Here is a 13,248-nt window from a genome sequence, read left to right on the forward strand (position 1 = left end):
ACGATGATGTCGAGATAGTAGCCTCCTTGCCGAATGTGTATCTTGCTGTTGCGGGATGCAATGGAGTTTCAGGACACGGATTGTTCGACGCCCCAGCCTTCCCGGCTAAAGCCCCTCGACCCTTTCTTGCCTGCTCCCTCATCTGGTGCGTGTCACAGATGCATTTGCGTGCGCCTGCCGTTCGCGCGACAGCCACGAGCCAGCGCTGCATGGAGCTAGCCCGGCCATTCAGCTTACCCATTGGGGCATCAAGGAGAGACAGGCATGGCGTTTACATCGGTTGTGTTCAAAAACCCTAATACCGGAGCCATGAAGGAAGCCCCGATCGGCTTCTCGTGGACCGTGTTTTTCTTCGGCTTCCTGCCGCCACTGTTCCGTGGCGACATCAAGTGGGCAGCGATCATGTTCATCGTGGCCTGCTTCACATTCGGCCTCAGCAACTTCGTGTTCATGTTCATCTACAACAAGCTGTACGTGCGCGACCTGATCGGCGCCGGTTTCAAGGCTCAATCCATCGCCAGCGGTGATCTGAGCTATGCCAGTGCCAAGGTCGGGATGGAAATTCCACGTCTGGATGCTGTGGCTGCCTGATTGTTGTTTTCAGGTTTGTAAAAAAAACGGCCGTTGTCAGTGATGACAAGCGGCCGTTTCTATTTCTGAGGGCTTTTATTCGCCCTTTTCTTCCTGCGCATCCGGCGACTGACGATAGCTGTCCAGCGCAATGCCGAAGTCGGTGATGAATTGCGGGTCGGTCAGCCATGCCTGGGCGGTTTCGCGATCCATGCCGTCGGCCCACATGCGGTAGTCGATCAACATGTCGGCGGCCAGGTGAGTGGCGGCCATGCCTTCGTCGTCGGCGTTTTCCATGTCCAGCAGTTCTGGATGGTCAATGATGATAAAGGCGAGGTTCGTCAGCAGCACGGAGAGCATTTCACTGCGGCCGACAGCTTCGGCGTCGCGCATCTTGCTGAACATCGCCAGGGTGTATTCCGGGATCGGTTCGCCGATTTCACCCAAGTCATCGTCCAGCGCGGCTGGTTTTCTGCCGTGGATGTTGATCTGTTTGGCTTTGATCTTGGCGCGCTTGGCGCGTTTCTGTTGCTTGTTCAGGGAGGCCATGGGAACTCAGTTCGGTTTCTGTTGGGTTTGGGCTGCGATGATGTCGGAGGCCGCTACATAGTCGGCCTGGAAGGCCGGGGATTCGATCCACGCCAGGGCGCCGGCTTCATCGACTTCGGTGGACCATTGGCGGTACTCGATCAGCGCGGCGAGGATGAAGTCCATCGCGCCTTCTTCGCCTTCCTGCTCGTACACCAGTTCCAGCAATGGGTCTTCAAGGAAAGCGATGCACATGGCTTGCTGGCTGGTTTTTTCAGCGTCGATCATTTTCTTGAACAGCTCGGTGAGGTCCACCGATTCAAAGTCGATGCGATCATCGTTCGGGTCCAGCTCGACCGGCGCGGCAGCCCGTTGGGTGCGGTTCTGCTTGGCCTTGGCTTTGGCGCGGGTGGCGCGTTTTTGCTGCTTGTTGGCGGAGGCCATGGTTTTGATCCGTCGTGCGTTAAAAGGACTCGCTGCGCGGTACTGTCCGCCCGGGGGTATCGGGGGCCAGTTCACCGCTCTGCAGCCAGGACAATGCAATGGGCCATAGTGTGGCTTGGTATGCGCTGCGAAAAAAGGCGAAATGTCCGACTTCTGCTTCGCCGATGTCTTCGGGGGCGATTCGCCAGTGGGTGTTCGTACCGCCGCTGAAGTAGCCGAGCAGGCGTTCGATGGCCGGGATCGTGCCGTAAGGATCGTCTGTGATGCTGATGGCCAGTGTCCTGGCTTTCATCGTTGCCCCTGGTTTTTTGGCCAGCGTGCGACCGCTGGGCCGCGTTTCATATCGGCGCGTGGGCGTGCTCCAGTCTCGAACCACCCCGGCGGGCGTGTCTTCCAGCCAGCCAAGACGCTTTCCGGGGAAGTAGCCATAGATCATGGTGATCAGCGGCATCACCACATGCCACTTGCCGAACATCCGCCAGCGATGAGCGGGCGCGTAGTCGCGCCAGTAGGCGAATTGCGCACCGACGGTGACCATGCGCCGAATCAGCTGCCCTGAGGCTCCCAGGCTCGCCGCACAGCCGCCAAAGCTGTGGCCGACGACGTCGATGGGCTGGCCGGGAAATTCGCGCTGAGCGCGCTTGAGCATCGCCTCGAAATCCAGCGCGCCCCAATCAGTCCATGAGGCGTCGAGATTTTTCAATGACGCAGGGCGTGATTCGCCGATGCCACGGTAGTCATAGGTGATGACATCGAAGCCGTTGGCGAACAGGTAATCGGCGAAGCGCGAATAGTGACGGCAGCGAACCGAGGTGGCGGCGTTGATGATGACGACCGGGCGCACAAGGTCCTGAAAGGCGTGCCGCCAAGTGAAACCACCGAGGATGAAGCCGTCTGCGGCGGGCTCTTTGAATGGTTCGCCAGAAACGGGAGTTGGCAGCGGTAACTCGATTTGAGTGGGGGCCAGTGACATGTCCTGCAAATTCATCGGCTTCAGACCTTTGCGGGTAGCTGCCAACGATAGTCTTCGTGCGGCGGGTGGACAATCCATCTGTGTTCACAGGGGGAGCTGATCGAGCAGTCGCTCCTCGATTGCCGCCTGCTCCCGGTCCAGTTCAGTGCGGAGTTCGTCTTCGCTGGGCAGGACTGTTTTGTATTTGCTGGCGAAGAGTTGTTCGTTGTCTTTCAGCACCGAGTAGCGCACCACTGATTCATCTTTTTTCGCACGGAGAATGATGCCGACGGTGGGGCCATCTTCCGGTCCGCGCTTGAGGTCGTCATACATGCGTACGTACATGTCCATCTGGCCAACATCCTGATGAGTCAGTTCGCCGCGCTTCAGATCGAAGATGACGAAGCACTTGAGTACGTAGTTGTAAAACACCAGATCGATGTAGAAGTCTTTGCTCTCGGTACTGATGCGTTGCTGGCGAGCGATGAAGGCAAAGCCTCTACCCAGTTCCAGCAGGAAGGCTTGAAGCTGATGGATCAATGCTTGTTCCAGATTGGTTTCTTGAGTCAAACCTGCGTTGGTTGAGCCAAGAAACTCCAGCATCACCGGGTCCCTGATGAAGTCTCGTGGGTGTGCTTTCATTTTCTGGAGGTTGGTGGCGGCTTCCAGCCTCACAGCAGGTCGATCGCGGCTGGTGAGCAGGCGCTCGTAATAGAGGGTGTTGATCTGGCGTTCCAGGGCGCGGGATGACCAGTTTTGGTTGGCCGCCTCGTCCATATACCATTGGCGTGCCGTGTCACTATCGACGCGCAGCAGCCTGCGGTAGTGGGTCCAGCTCAATTCGTGACGCAGTGCGTCACGAATTGGGAATGCTTGGTAAAACAGGCGCATGTAGCGAAGATTAGAGTTATCAAAGCCCTTCCCGAACTCGGCTGTCAGGCTCTGCGCCAGCGTTGCCAGCAATTGCTTTCCGTACCCCGCCCGTCGAGCCCCTTCCTGCTCGAACTCGACAATGTGCCTCCCAATCTGCCAGCAAGTTTGTACCTGGACCGTATCGACCGTGCGTAGCACTTTCTGCCGTGCATCACGAATCAGCTCCCCAAGATTGCCGAGTAGTGAGGCGAGTTGTGCATCCTGAGTGTTACCGGGTTTGAGTGAGCTCATGGCGTCTTCTGCAAAGGAATGAACAGGCAGAAGAGGATGGCAGCGGAGGTGGGGGCAGCGATGCCGGGCGTGGCTGGTAAGCCGGAAGGAAAGCCCGATCGGGTTTGCGGGATCGCTCCGACGGCAAGTCGTGCTTGAGGAATATAACGTGTAGTCCATTTCGCAGTGAGCCCAAGTACCAATCAATCTAAAACCCGGGCGTTCGAGAGGAAATCTAAAAGGCATGACAAATGGGTTCCATGGAGCCCGGGAGGCGTGATCATGAAGTACGTGCATTCCCTTGCGTTGCCCATCGCCGCGGTGGGCATGTTGATGTTCCCGGTGATGTCGTCTGCCGCCAGTCTTGAACCAATCGACAGCGCTGGCGTGCAAGTTCAACCGCAGGAGCAAAACGGAATTACTTATCTGTCCGGCGGTATAGGCCTGGATGAGTCGAAGGCCATCCAGCAAGCGGCTGGCTATAACTTGCACATGACGTTTTCGGTCGGGGCGGAGAATAAATACATTCCCGACGTCGACGTGGTCATTCAGAAAGCCCAAGGGCAAACCGTGTTGACGCTGAACGAGGCTGGCCCGCTGGTTTATGTTCAGCTACCGCCCGGCAAGTACACCGTGGTTGCTACGCGACATGGAGAAGTGCGGCGTGACAGTGCCGAGATAGGAAGTGGTCCTGCGCGTAATCTGGTCTTTCATTGGGCCGGTGAAAGCTAGCAGTTAACCGGAGTTGACCGGCCGATGCCTTTGTTCCAGCGAATGGGCTGCAGGGAATCATCTGTCCGCCCATTGCGTGGTTTTAGGCTTGAGCGGTCTGGCCTCTCAGGATCTGCTGCTTACGCTGTTCTTCCGGCAGATCGTCGATCCGTCGCTTCCGCCACCGTGTGCCGGACTTCGTTAAATCGCAGGCATAAAAAAACCCTGAATCTTGCGATTCAGGGTTTTCGGTATTTGGTGCCCAGAGACGGAATCGAACCGCCGACACGGGGATTTTCAATCCCCTGCTCTACCGACTGAGCTATCTGGGCAACGGGGCGCATTAAACGGGTTTTTCAGGGGGTCGTCAAGCAAGTTTTCAAAAAAAATTTAATTATTACCGTCGCTTACGTTCCGACCCCCGATAAAGCGGGATTATTCTGCAGGCGGAACGTAGCCTTCAGCCTTGGCGTATTCCTCGCCGGAGAAGTACTTGTCCATCTCGCCTTGCAGATATTTGCGGTCTTCGGCGTTCATCATGTTCAGGCGTTTTTCGTTGATCAGCAGGGTCTGGTGTTTCTGCCAGTCGGCCCAGGCCTTCGCCGAGACGTGGTCAAAAATGTCCTGGCCTTTGGCGCCCGGGAATGGAGCGCGCTCCAGGGCTGGCAATTCTTCTTTGTACTTGCGGCACATGATGGTGCGGGTCATGACGACTCTCCTGCGTTCAATACGGCGGCCGCGCGTTCGAGCAAGGTTTTGACCGGGGCGGCAAGGCCCAGGCGCGGCGGGGTGGCGAGGTTATACCAGAGCCAGTCGGCCTCGGCCACGTGATGGCCGGTCTCCTGGACCTGAACCAGCCAGGGTTCGATGGACAACTGAAAATGGCTGAACGTGTGTACGAGGCTCGGCAGCGCTTGTTGGCTGCCCAGCTCCAGCGAGTGCTGTGAGGCCAGATGTTGCAGGTCGTCGAGGTCGTCGAGCTCCGGCAGGCTCCACAGACCGCCCCACAAGCCCGTGGAAGGGCGACGGTAAAGCAGAATCGCGCCGTCTCCGTTGGCGAGCATCGGCATCAGCGTGCGCTTCTGTGGCACGGCTTTGCGTGGCTTCGGGATCGGGTAGCGGGTTTCCAGGCCGAGCATGTGCGCTTCGCAGCCCTTTTCCAGCGGGCAGAGCAGGCAGCTCGGTTTGCTGCGAGTGCAAAGCGTGGCGCCCAGATCCATCATCGCCTGGGTGTAGGCGTTGACCCGATCATGCGGCGTGAAGCGCTCAGCGTTCGCCCACAGCTGTTTCGCGACCTTCGGCTCGCCCGGATAACCCTCTTGCGCCGTAAAGCGCGCCAGGACGCGTTTGACGTTGCCGTCGAGGATCGGCGCCCGCAGGCCCATGCTCAGGCTGGCGATGGCGCCCGCCGTGGACAGGCCGATCCCCGGCAGCTCGACCAGCTTTTCCACATCCCGCGGAAATTCGCCGCCGTACTCGGCGACGACGATCTTCGCGGTCTTCTGCAAATTGCGCGCGCGGGTGTAGTAACCGAGGCCGGTCCACAGGTGCAGCACTTCGTCTTCCGGCGCGGCGGCCAGGGCTTCGACCGTCGGCAGCGAGGCCATGAACCGGTCGAAGTAATTCAGCACGGTGCTGACCTGGGTTTGCTGCAACATGATCTCCGAGACCCACACCCGATACGGTGTGATGCCTTGCTGCCAAGGCAAATCGTGGCGGCCGTGGCGGTCGTACCAGTCCAGCACCGCCGATGAAAACTGCTCGGATCTCATCGCTTGAACAGCCCCTTCAATGCGTTTTTCAGCTCGGGACTGACTTTGTCGCCAAGCTTTTCGTCGATTTTTTCGCTGATTTTGTCGCCCGCCATTTTGGACGCGACCTGGCCCATGCGTTCGTTGTCGAGGCGGCAAGCCTTGGCGCCAAGCTCAAGCGGGCCACGGCAGCGCAACGGCCATTCGATGCCGACAAATTTGTCGCCGACCTGACAGGCCGGATCCGGCATGGCACTGGTATCGCCTTCGACGATGATGCCAACGCGGTAGTCCATGCCCAATACCCGCAGGTCGACGTCGCCGTCGCCATTCACGGTCATGCCCGGGATGCGCACTTTCAGGTCCGGGTTGCTGGCCACGCCGTTACGGAAGGCCAGGTTGCCCTTGAGCTCCTGGAACGGCGTGTCCTTGCCGCGTGGTTCGCCGCTGAGGGCTTTGCGGTTGAGCGTGGCGATGCCTTTGCACAGTTGCTGTTCGAGGTTGGCATTGAGCAGCACGCCGTTGTTGATGACGAAACTGGCATTGCCGTTGAGGGTTTCGATCAGCGCTTTCTGGCTGTTGCCATTGCCGGTCAGGTTGCTGTCGAGCGTGACCAGGCCTTTGACTGGCGGTTTTTTACCCTGGCTTTCGAGGATTTTTTCCACAGGCACTTTGCTGATGCGTGTCTGCATGTTCAGCGCCGGTGTCTGCTGGCGCACGTCGAGGGTGCCCCTGGATTCGAAGGTGCCGTCGTACAGGTCGCCGCGCAGGTTCTCAAGCGTCAGCAGGCCTTCCTTGCCATTGGCCTTGAGCGCCGCGTTCTGGATCGGCAGCTTGTCGAGGGTCAACTGGCCAAAGGTCAGGTCAGCATCCACGTCGAGTTTGCTCAGGCGTTCCACCGGCAGCAGGCGCTCGTTGCTCCACGCGTCTTTGGTGGGCTTGTCCGGCAGCGGCGTGCTGCCTGCGCCGGCCATGGCATCGGCTTCGGCGCTGGCCACTTCGGCCTGGCGCACTTGCGTCGCGCTGTTGGCTTCGGCGGATTTTGGCGGCAGGTAGCGGTCGACGTTGAAGGTGTCAGCCTTGAGCGTGGCGCGCAGCGACTGCTTGGCGAAATCCTCGACGGCAATACGACCGCTGAAGGTGCTGTCATCGACTTTCAGGTTGATGTTGTCGAGCACCAGACTGGTCGGCGTACCGGCAATGCGGCTGACCAGTTCAACTTTGCTCAAACTGCCTTCAGCCATCGCCGGGAGTTTCTGGCCGATGCTGTCGACGAATTTCGCCAGGTCGAATTGGGCAATCGAAAGGCCGCCGTTGATCTGCGGCGTTTTGTCGAGGTCGTTGACCTTCAGTTCGCCCAGTGCACGCAACTGGTTGGCGGAAATCTTGATGCCAGTCCATTCGGCGACGTTCGCTGCTTTATCCAGCAGCAACTGCCCTTGGGCGGCGAAGGTCACGGTCTTGCCTTGCAGCGGATCACCGGCGATTTCGCCGGACAGCTTCATGTCCTCGAATTTGTAGCGTTGCAAGGCGCGTTCAAAACGCAGCTCGCCATTGAGCTCGGTGCGGACCCGCAGAACGGGCTGATTGGTGCCCAGGAACGCGGTGAGCTTGACCGGGATGTTGGTCGAATCGTGGACCGGCCCGGTGCTCAACTGGATGCTTTCGGCGCTGAAATGCTGGCCGGTCTTCTCGTCGCTGTATTCAACGCGGGCGTTGTTGACGGTCAGGCTGTCGATGTCCAGGCGGATCGGCTGCGCCGGTTTTTCCACTTGAACGGTGGATTGCGGTGCAGGTTCGCCGGGCGTGACCGCAGGAGCGGTCGAGTTGGCCGTCGCCGGCACTTTGCCGATGTCTTCCCAGTTGCCGTGGCCGTCCTTGTCGCGGTTCAGGCGCAGGTTCAGGCCTTCGACGCGCACGTCGCTCATCTGCACTTCACGGCGCAGCAGCGGCAGCACGCGTACCGACAGGCCGAGCATCTGCAAGTCAGCGAACGGTTCGGTGGGCTTGGCCAGGGTCGCGACACTGGCTTCGTGCAATTCCAGGCCCAGCCACGGGAACAGGCTCCAGCCGATGTCGCCATTGAGCGTCAGCTCGATGTGGGCCTTGTCGCGGGCAATCTGGCGAATCTCGTCTTTATAGTCGTTGGGATCGAAGAGGTGGGTCAGGGCAAAGCCCAGCGCCACAATGATCAGCAACAACCCGAGAAGTACCAGACCCAGGATTTTGCCGAACGCTTTCATGGGCGAGTCCTTGTAGTTAGTCGATTTAGCCGGGGAGTATAGCGCTCAGAAGTGGACGACCGGTCAGCGATCAACCCGGCAGCACATCCAGTGGCACTTTCAGTTTGGCCGCCAGCGCCTGGGACTCAAGGTGCCCGGCAGGTGCCAGCAGGCGCAATGTCGCACCCGATTGCGACGCCAGTTTCTGCGCTTCGTTCACCATTCGCTCGGCAACCCCACGACGACGGGTGATTTTTCGTACACACAGTTGGGACAGATGCCAGACGTCCTGGTGCCTTTGCAAACGTGCCGCGCCCAGCAGGCGATCATTGAAACGCCCGGTGATCAGCGAGCCGTCCCGCAGGCAGCCTTCGATCAACTGCACATCATCGGCAAACGGCGCGAATAGCCAATCCGGCGCATCGCGGTAAATCTTCTGCAAATCCTGCTGATCCTGGTAGGTGGCTTCGTTCAGCAGCTCGACGATGACAGGCATGACGGTTCCTTCAGTGGTACGAGAACAGATGACTTGCAAAAACGTGATATCAGTTTGGTTTTTCTGTCACGTGCAAATGGTAACCTCTGCCGGTTCGTCCGTCCTTCTGCGACGTGATGTCGCACCAAAATGGAGCTTTACCTCAAAAAAACAGTCATGCGTGCGCATAAAGGCTGGAGGTGAGCAGTGGCTGGCGAACCATACTAATAATTGGGGGATACACAATGACCACGAGCATCACGGCGGACGGCATCTATGCCGGCCAGCCTGCGTTCCTGTCCAAGGAGCGCATCATCGCCAAGCCCGGTTTCAACCGTTGGCTGGTGCCACCGGCCGCGCTGGCCATCCACCTCTGCATCGGCATGGCCTACGGCTTCTCGGTGTTCTGGTTGCCACTGTCCAAAGCCCTGGGTGTGACCAAGGCGGTGGCCTGTGCACCGGACATGAGCTTCATCTCGCAAGTGTTCTCGTCGCAATGCGACTGGCCGATCTCGATGCTCGGCTGGATCTACACCCTGTTCTTCATCTTCCTCGGCTGCTCGGCCGCGATCTGGGGTGGCTGGCTGGAACACGCCGGGCCGCGCAAGGCTGGTGTTGTGTCGGCACTGTGCTGGTGTGGTGGCCTGCTGATTTCGGCGCTGGGTGTGTATACGCACCAGATCTGGCTGATGTGGATCGGCTCCGGGGTCATTGGCGGTATCGGCCTGGGCCTGGGTTACATCTCGCCGGTCTCGACCCTGATCAAGTGGTTCCCGGACAAGCGCGGCATGGCGACCGGCATGGCGATCATGGGTTTTGGCGGTGGCGCGATGGTCGGTGCACCGCTGGCCGCAGCCTTGATGGGGCACTTCGCTTCGGCAGACAGCGTGGGCGTGTGGCAGAGCTTCCTGGTGATGGCCGCGATTTACTTCGTGTTCATGATCGGCGGCGCACTGTCCTACCGCGTCCCACCAACCGGCTGGAAGCCTGAAGGCTGGACCGCTCCGGCGAAAAAAGCTTCGAACGCGATGATCACTCATCGTCACGTGCACGTGAATGTGGCGTGGAAAACCCCGCAATTCCGTCTGGTATGGCTGGTGCTGTGCCTGAACGTGTCCGCCGGTATCGGCATCCTCGGCATGGCTTCGCCGCTGTTGCAGGAAGTGTTCGCCGGCAAATTGCTCGGCACCGACCAGACGTTTGGTCAGCTCGACGCAGGCCAACTGGCCTCGATTGCCGCGATTGCTGCCGGCTTCACCGGTTTGCTGAGCCTGTTCAACATTGGTGGCCGATTCTTCTGGGCATCGTTCTCGGATTACCTGGGCCGCAAAAACACCTATTTCGTGTTCTTCGCCCTCGGTTTTGCGTTGTACGCGTTGATCCCGAACCTTGGTCACCTGGGCAACGTTGCGCTGTTCGTGGCGGCGTTCTGCATCATCCTGTCGATGTATGGCGGCGGTTTTGCGACGGTTCCGGCTTACCTGGCGGACCTGTTCGGTACACAAATGGTCGGTGCGATCCACGGTCGTCTGTTGACCGCCTGGGCGGCAGCGGGTGTGTTGGGTCCGGTGTTGGTGAACTACCTGCGTGAGTATCAGTTGAGCATCGGCGTTGAACGTGCCGCCGCTTACGACATCACGCTGTACATCCTCGCGGGCCTGCTGGTGCTGGGTTTCATCTGCAACCTGCTGGTGCGCCCGGTGGCCGACAAGTACTTCATGACCGACGCTGAACTGGCCGCCGAACAGGCGCTGGGCCACGACAAGGGTGCTGATGCCAGCACCTCGCTGGAGTGGAAGGCGGCGTCGGGCACCAAGCCGTTGGCGATTGCAGCGTGGCTGGTGGTGGGGATTCCGTTGGCGTGGGGTGTTTGGGTGACCCTGCAGAAAACGGCAGTACTGTTCCACTAAGTACCCCGCGCCCGATCCGTCGGGCGCACTGCTACCTGTAGGAGCGAAGCTTGCTCGCGAAGAACGATGATGCGGTGTTTCAGGTACACCGCCTTCGCGGGCAAGTCGGATCGCCGCACCGCTCGCTCCTACATGTCATGACAGGTACACCACCGACTTTGTTGAATTCACTCCGTCAGTCATATCACCTCTCGTGTTTCTGTTTCCCGCCCGCGCCCCTATAATGGCTGCCTTTTTCGCCCAATGATTTTGCGGAGCTGGTGATGGCCGAACGTAAGGCGTCAGTCGAGCGCGACACTCTGGAAACCCAGATCAAAGCCTCGATCAACCTGGATGGCACCGGAAAGGCCCGATTTGATATCGGTGTTCCTTTTCTTGAGCACATGCTGGACCAGATCGCCCGTCACGGGCTGATCGACCTGGATATCGTCAGCAAGGGCGACCTGCATATCGACGACCACCACACCGTGGAAGACGTCGGTATCACCTTGGGTCAGGCTTTCGCCAAAGCCATCGGCGACAAGAAAGGCATCCGTCGCTACGGCCACGCCTACGTGCCGCTCGATGAAGCTCTGTCGCGCGTGGTGATCGACTTCTCCGGCCGCCCTGGCCTGCAGATGCATGTTCCCTATACCCGCGCCACTGTTGGCGGTTTTGATGTTGACCTGTTCCAGGAATTCTTCCAGGGCTTCGTCAACCACGCGCTGGTCAGCCTGCACATCGACAACCTGCGTGGCACCAACACCCACCACCAGATCGAAACCGTGTTCAAGGCTTTCGGCCGCGCGCTGCGCATGGCCGTAGAGCTCGATGACCGCATGGCCGGTCAGATGCCATCGACCAAAGGCGTTCTGTAATGCAGACGGTCGCGGTTATCGATTACGGCATGGGCAACCTGCACTCGGTGGCCAAGGCCCTCGAGCACGTCGGTGCCGGCAAGGTCTTGATCACCAGTGATGCCGACGTGATTCGCGAAGCCGACCGGGTGGTTTTCCCCGGCGTCGGTGCGATTCGCGATTGCATGGCGGAGATCCGTCGCCTGGGTTTCGACTCGCTGGTGCGTGAAGTCAGCCAGGACCGTCCGTTCCTCGGCATCTGCGTCGGCATGCAAGCCTTGCTCGACAGTAGTGAAGAGAACGACGGCGTCGACTGCATCGGCCTGTTCCCGGGCGCGGTGAAGTTCTTCGGCAAAGGCCTTGTTGAAGACGGCGAACACCTGAAAGTCCCGCACATGGGCTGGAACGAAGTGAAGCAGACGGTGAGTCACCCGCTGTGGCACAACATTCCGGACCTGGCGCGTTTCTACTTCGTGCACAGCTACTACATCGCTGCCGGTAACGCGCGGCAGGTGGTCGGTGGCGGTCACTACGGTGTCGATTTCGCTGCAGCGCTGGCTGATGGCTCGCGTTTCGCCGTGCAGTTCCACCCGGAGAAGAGCCATACCCATGGCCTGCAATTGCTGCAGAACTTCGCTGCGTGGGATGGTCGCTGGTAAATGGCCGTCAAGAAGAAGCCGCCGATCCTGAGCCTCACTCCCGAGCAGGAGAACGAGGCCAATCACAAGATCAAACGCTTCATGGAGGATCGCTTCGAACTGGACCTGGGTTCGTTCGAAGCGGCCGAAATCCTTGAGCTGTTTACCCGTGAAATTGCGCCGCACTATTACAACAGGGCGATTTTCGATGTGCAGACGCACCTTAAAGAAAGGTTCGAAAGCATCGAAAGCGACTTGTGGGCGCTCGAGAAAAACTGATTTCCGAGCGAAGCTGAACACTCGAATTTGAAGGTTTGCCAGATGCTGATTATTCCCGCTATCGATCTCAAAGACGGTGCCTGTGTTCGTCTGCGCCAGGGCCGCATGGAAGATTCCACGGTGTTCTCCGATGACCCGGTGAGCATGGCCGCCAAGTGGGTGGAGGGCGGTTGCCGTCGTCTGCATCTGGTCGACCTGAACGGTGCCTTCGAAGGCCAGCCGGTCAACGGCGAAGTGGTCACCGCCATCGCCAAACGCTACCCGAACCTGCCGATCCAGATCGGCGGCGGTATCCGCTCGCTGGAAACCATCGAGCACTACGTCAAAGCGGGCGTGAGCTACGTGATCATCGGCACCAAAGCCGTGAAAGATCCGGCGTTCGTTGCTGAAGCCTGCCGCGCGTTCCCGGGCAAAGTGATCGTCGGTCTCGATGCCAAAGACGGTTTCGTCGCCACCGATGGCTGGGCTGAAATCAGCACCGTTCAGGTCATCGACCTGGCCAAGCAATTCGAAGCCGACGGCGTGTCTGCGATCGTTTATACCGACATCGCCAAAGACGGCATGATGCAGGGCTGCAACGTGCCGTTCACCGCTGCGCTGGCCGCTGCCACGCGTATTCCGGTGATCGCTTCCGGTGGTATCCACAACCTGGGCGACATCAAGTCGCTGCTCGACGCCAAGGCACCGGGCATCATCGGCGCGATCACCGGCCGGGCGATCTATGAAGGCACCCTCGACGTCGCTGAAGCGCAAGCTTTCTGCGATTCGTACAAAGGCTGAGGACTGACC

15 protein-coding genes and 1 tRNA gene are annotated in these 13,248 nt (G+C 59.3%); 7 read left to right on the forward strand and 9 right to left on the reverse strand.

Going from position 1 to position 13,248, the window contains the following annotated elements:
• Window positions 1–264: 264 nt before the first annotated feature.
• Window positions 265–591, forward strand: coding sequence for a hypothetical protein (locus K5R88_RS22745; RefSeq protein ID WP_017336019.1), 327 nt, complete (start codon window positions 265–267; stop codon window positions 589–591).
• Between the two features lie 75 nt (window positions 592–666).
• Here K5R88_RS22745 and K5R88_RS22750 read toward each other — a convergent pair whose 3' ends face one another.
• From K5R88_RS22750 to K5R88_RS22765, 4 genes are all read right to left on the reverse strand, one after another.
• Window positions 667–1,119 carry a hypothetical protein gene (locus K5R88_RS22750; protein ID WP_008041028.1) on the reverse strand — a complete coding sequence of 151 codons (453 nt, stop codon included), beginning with the start codon at window positions 1,117–1,119 and terminating at the stop codon, window positions 667–669.
• A 6-nt stretch (window positions 1,120–1,125) separates the two neighbouring features.
• On the reverse strand, window positions 1,126–1,542 hold the full coding sequence (locus tag K5R88_RS22755; RefSeq protein WP_008041027.1) for a hypothetical protein: 417 nt from the start codon (window positions 1,540–1,542) through the stop codon (window positions 1,126–1,128).
• 19 nt (window positions 1,543–1,561) lie between these two features.
• The gene (locus K5R88_RS22760) at window positions 1,562–2,530 is read right to left on the reverse strand and encodes an alpha/beta hydrolase family protein (protein ID WP_226298404.1); all 969 of its coding nucleotides are present in this window, start codon (window positions 2,528–2,530) and stop codon (window positions 1,562–1,564) included.
• Between the two features lie 69 nt (window positions 2,531–2,599).
• A complete protein-coding gene (locus tag K5R88_RS22765) occupies window positions 2,600–3,658 on the reverse strand; it encodes a PDDEXK nuclease domain-containing protein (RefSeq protein ID WP_226298405.1) in 1,059 nt (352 codons plus the stop codon).
• A gap of 261 nt (window positions 3,659–3,919) precedes the next feature.
• Here K5R88_RS22765 and K5R88_RS22770 point away from each other — a divergent pair, with 261 nt between their 5' ends.
• Window positions 3,920–4,369, forward strand: coding sequence for a carboxypeptidase regulatory-like domain-containing protein (locus K5R88_RS22770; RefSeq protein WP_223556013.1), 450 nt, complete (start codon window positions 3,920–3,922; stop codon window positions 4,367–4,369).
• A gap of 235 nt (window positions 4,370–4,604) precedes the next feature.
• On the opposite strand, the gene K5R88_RS22775 is transcribed toward K5R88_RS22770, so the two are convergent.
• The 5 genes from K5R88_RS22775 to K5R88_RS22795 form a co-directional block, all read right to left on the reverse strand.
• A tRNA-Phe gene (locus K5R88_RS22775) sits at window positions 4,605–4,680 on the reverse strand.
• A gap of 103 nt (window positions 4,681–4,783) precedes the next feature.
• The gene (locus tag K5R88_RS22780) at window positions 4,784–5,056 is read right to left on the reverse strand and encodes an oxidative damage protection protein (RefSeq protein WP_008024947.1); all 273 of its coding nucleotides are present in this window, start codon (window positions 5,054–5,056) and stop codon (window positions 4,784–4,786) included.
• A complete protein-coding gene (gene mutY / locus K5R88_RS22785) occupies window positions 5,053–6,120 on the reverse strand; it encodes an A/G-specific adenine glycosylase (RefSeq protein WP_008041011.1) in 1,068 nt (355 codons plus the stop codon). Before mutY ends, K5R88_RS22780 begins: the two co-directional genes overlap by 4 nt.
• Window positions 6,117–8,342, reverse strand: a complete 2,226-nt coding sequence (locus tag K5R88_RS22790) for an AsmA family protein (RefSeq protein WP_226298406.1) — start codon at window positions 8,340–8,342, stop codon at window positions 6,117–6,119. The genes mutY and K5R88_RS22790 overlap by 4 nt, the downstream gene beginning before the upstream one ends.
• A gap of 70 nt (window positions 8,343–8,412) precedes the next feature.
• Window positions 8,413–8,817, reverse strand: a complete 405-nt coding sequence (locus K5R88_RS22795) for an acetyl-CoA sensor PanZ family protein (protein ID WP_226298407.1) — start codon at window positions 8,815–8,817, stop codon at window positions 8,413–8,415.
• A 224-nt stretch (window positions 8,818–9,041) separates the two neighbouring features.
• Here K5R88_RS22795 and K5R88_RS22800 point away from each other — a divergent pair, with 224 nt between their 5' ends.
• The 5 genes from K5R88_RS22800 to hisA all read left to right on the forward strand — a co-directional run bounded on the left by K5R88_RS22800 (window position 9,042) and on the right by hisA (window position 13,239).
• Window positions 9,042–10,706 carry an OFA family MFS transporter gene (locus tag K5R88_RS22800; protein ID WP_226298408.1) on the forward strand — a complete coding sequence of 555 codons (1,665 nt, stop codon included), beginning with the start codon at window positions 9,042–9,044 and terminating at the stop codon, window positions 10,704–10,706.
• A 263-nt stretch (window positions 10,707–10,969) separates the two neighbouring features.
• On the forward strand, window positions 10,970–11,563 hold the full coding sequence (gene hisB, locus K5R88_RS22805; RefSeq protein ID WP_003218037.1) for an imidazoleglycerol-phosphate dehydratase HisB: 594 nt from the start codon (window positions 10,970–10,972) through the stop codon (window positions 11,561–11,563).
• Window positions 11,563–12,201 (forward strand): imidazole glycerol phosphate synthase subunit HisH, encoded by a 639-nt coding sequence (hisH, locus tag K5R88_RS22810; protein ID WP_008024932.1) that lies wholly within the window; start codon window positions 11,563–11,565, stop codon window positions 12,199–12,201. Before hisB ends, hisH begins: the two co-directional genes overlap by 1 nt.
• Window positions 12,202–12,459 (forward strand): DUF2164 domain-containing protein, encoded by a 258-nt coding sequence (locus K5R88_RS22815; RefSeq protein WP_207284651.1) that lies wholly within the window; start codon window positions 12,202–12,204, stop codon window positions 12,457–12,459.
• Window positions 12,460–12,501: 42 nt separating this feature from the next.
• On the forward strand, window positions 12,502–13,239 hold the full coding sequence (hisA, locus tag K5R88_RS22820) for a 1-(5-phosphoribosyl)-5-[(5-phosphoribosylamino)methylideneamino]imidazole-4-carboxamide isomerase (protein ID WP_017336056.1): 738 nt from the start codon (window positions 12,502–12,504) through the stop codon (window positions 13,237–13,239).
• Window positions 13,240–13,248: the final 9 nt, after the last annotated feature.

Source organism: Pseudomonas sp. MM213 (assembly GCF_020423045.1).
GTDB classification, from domain to species: domain Bacteria; phylum Pseudomonadota; class Gammaproteobacteria; order Pseudomonadales; family Pseudomonadaceae; genus Aquipseudomonas; species Aquipseudomonas migulae.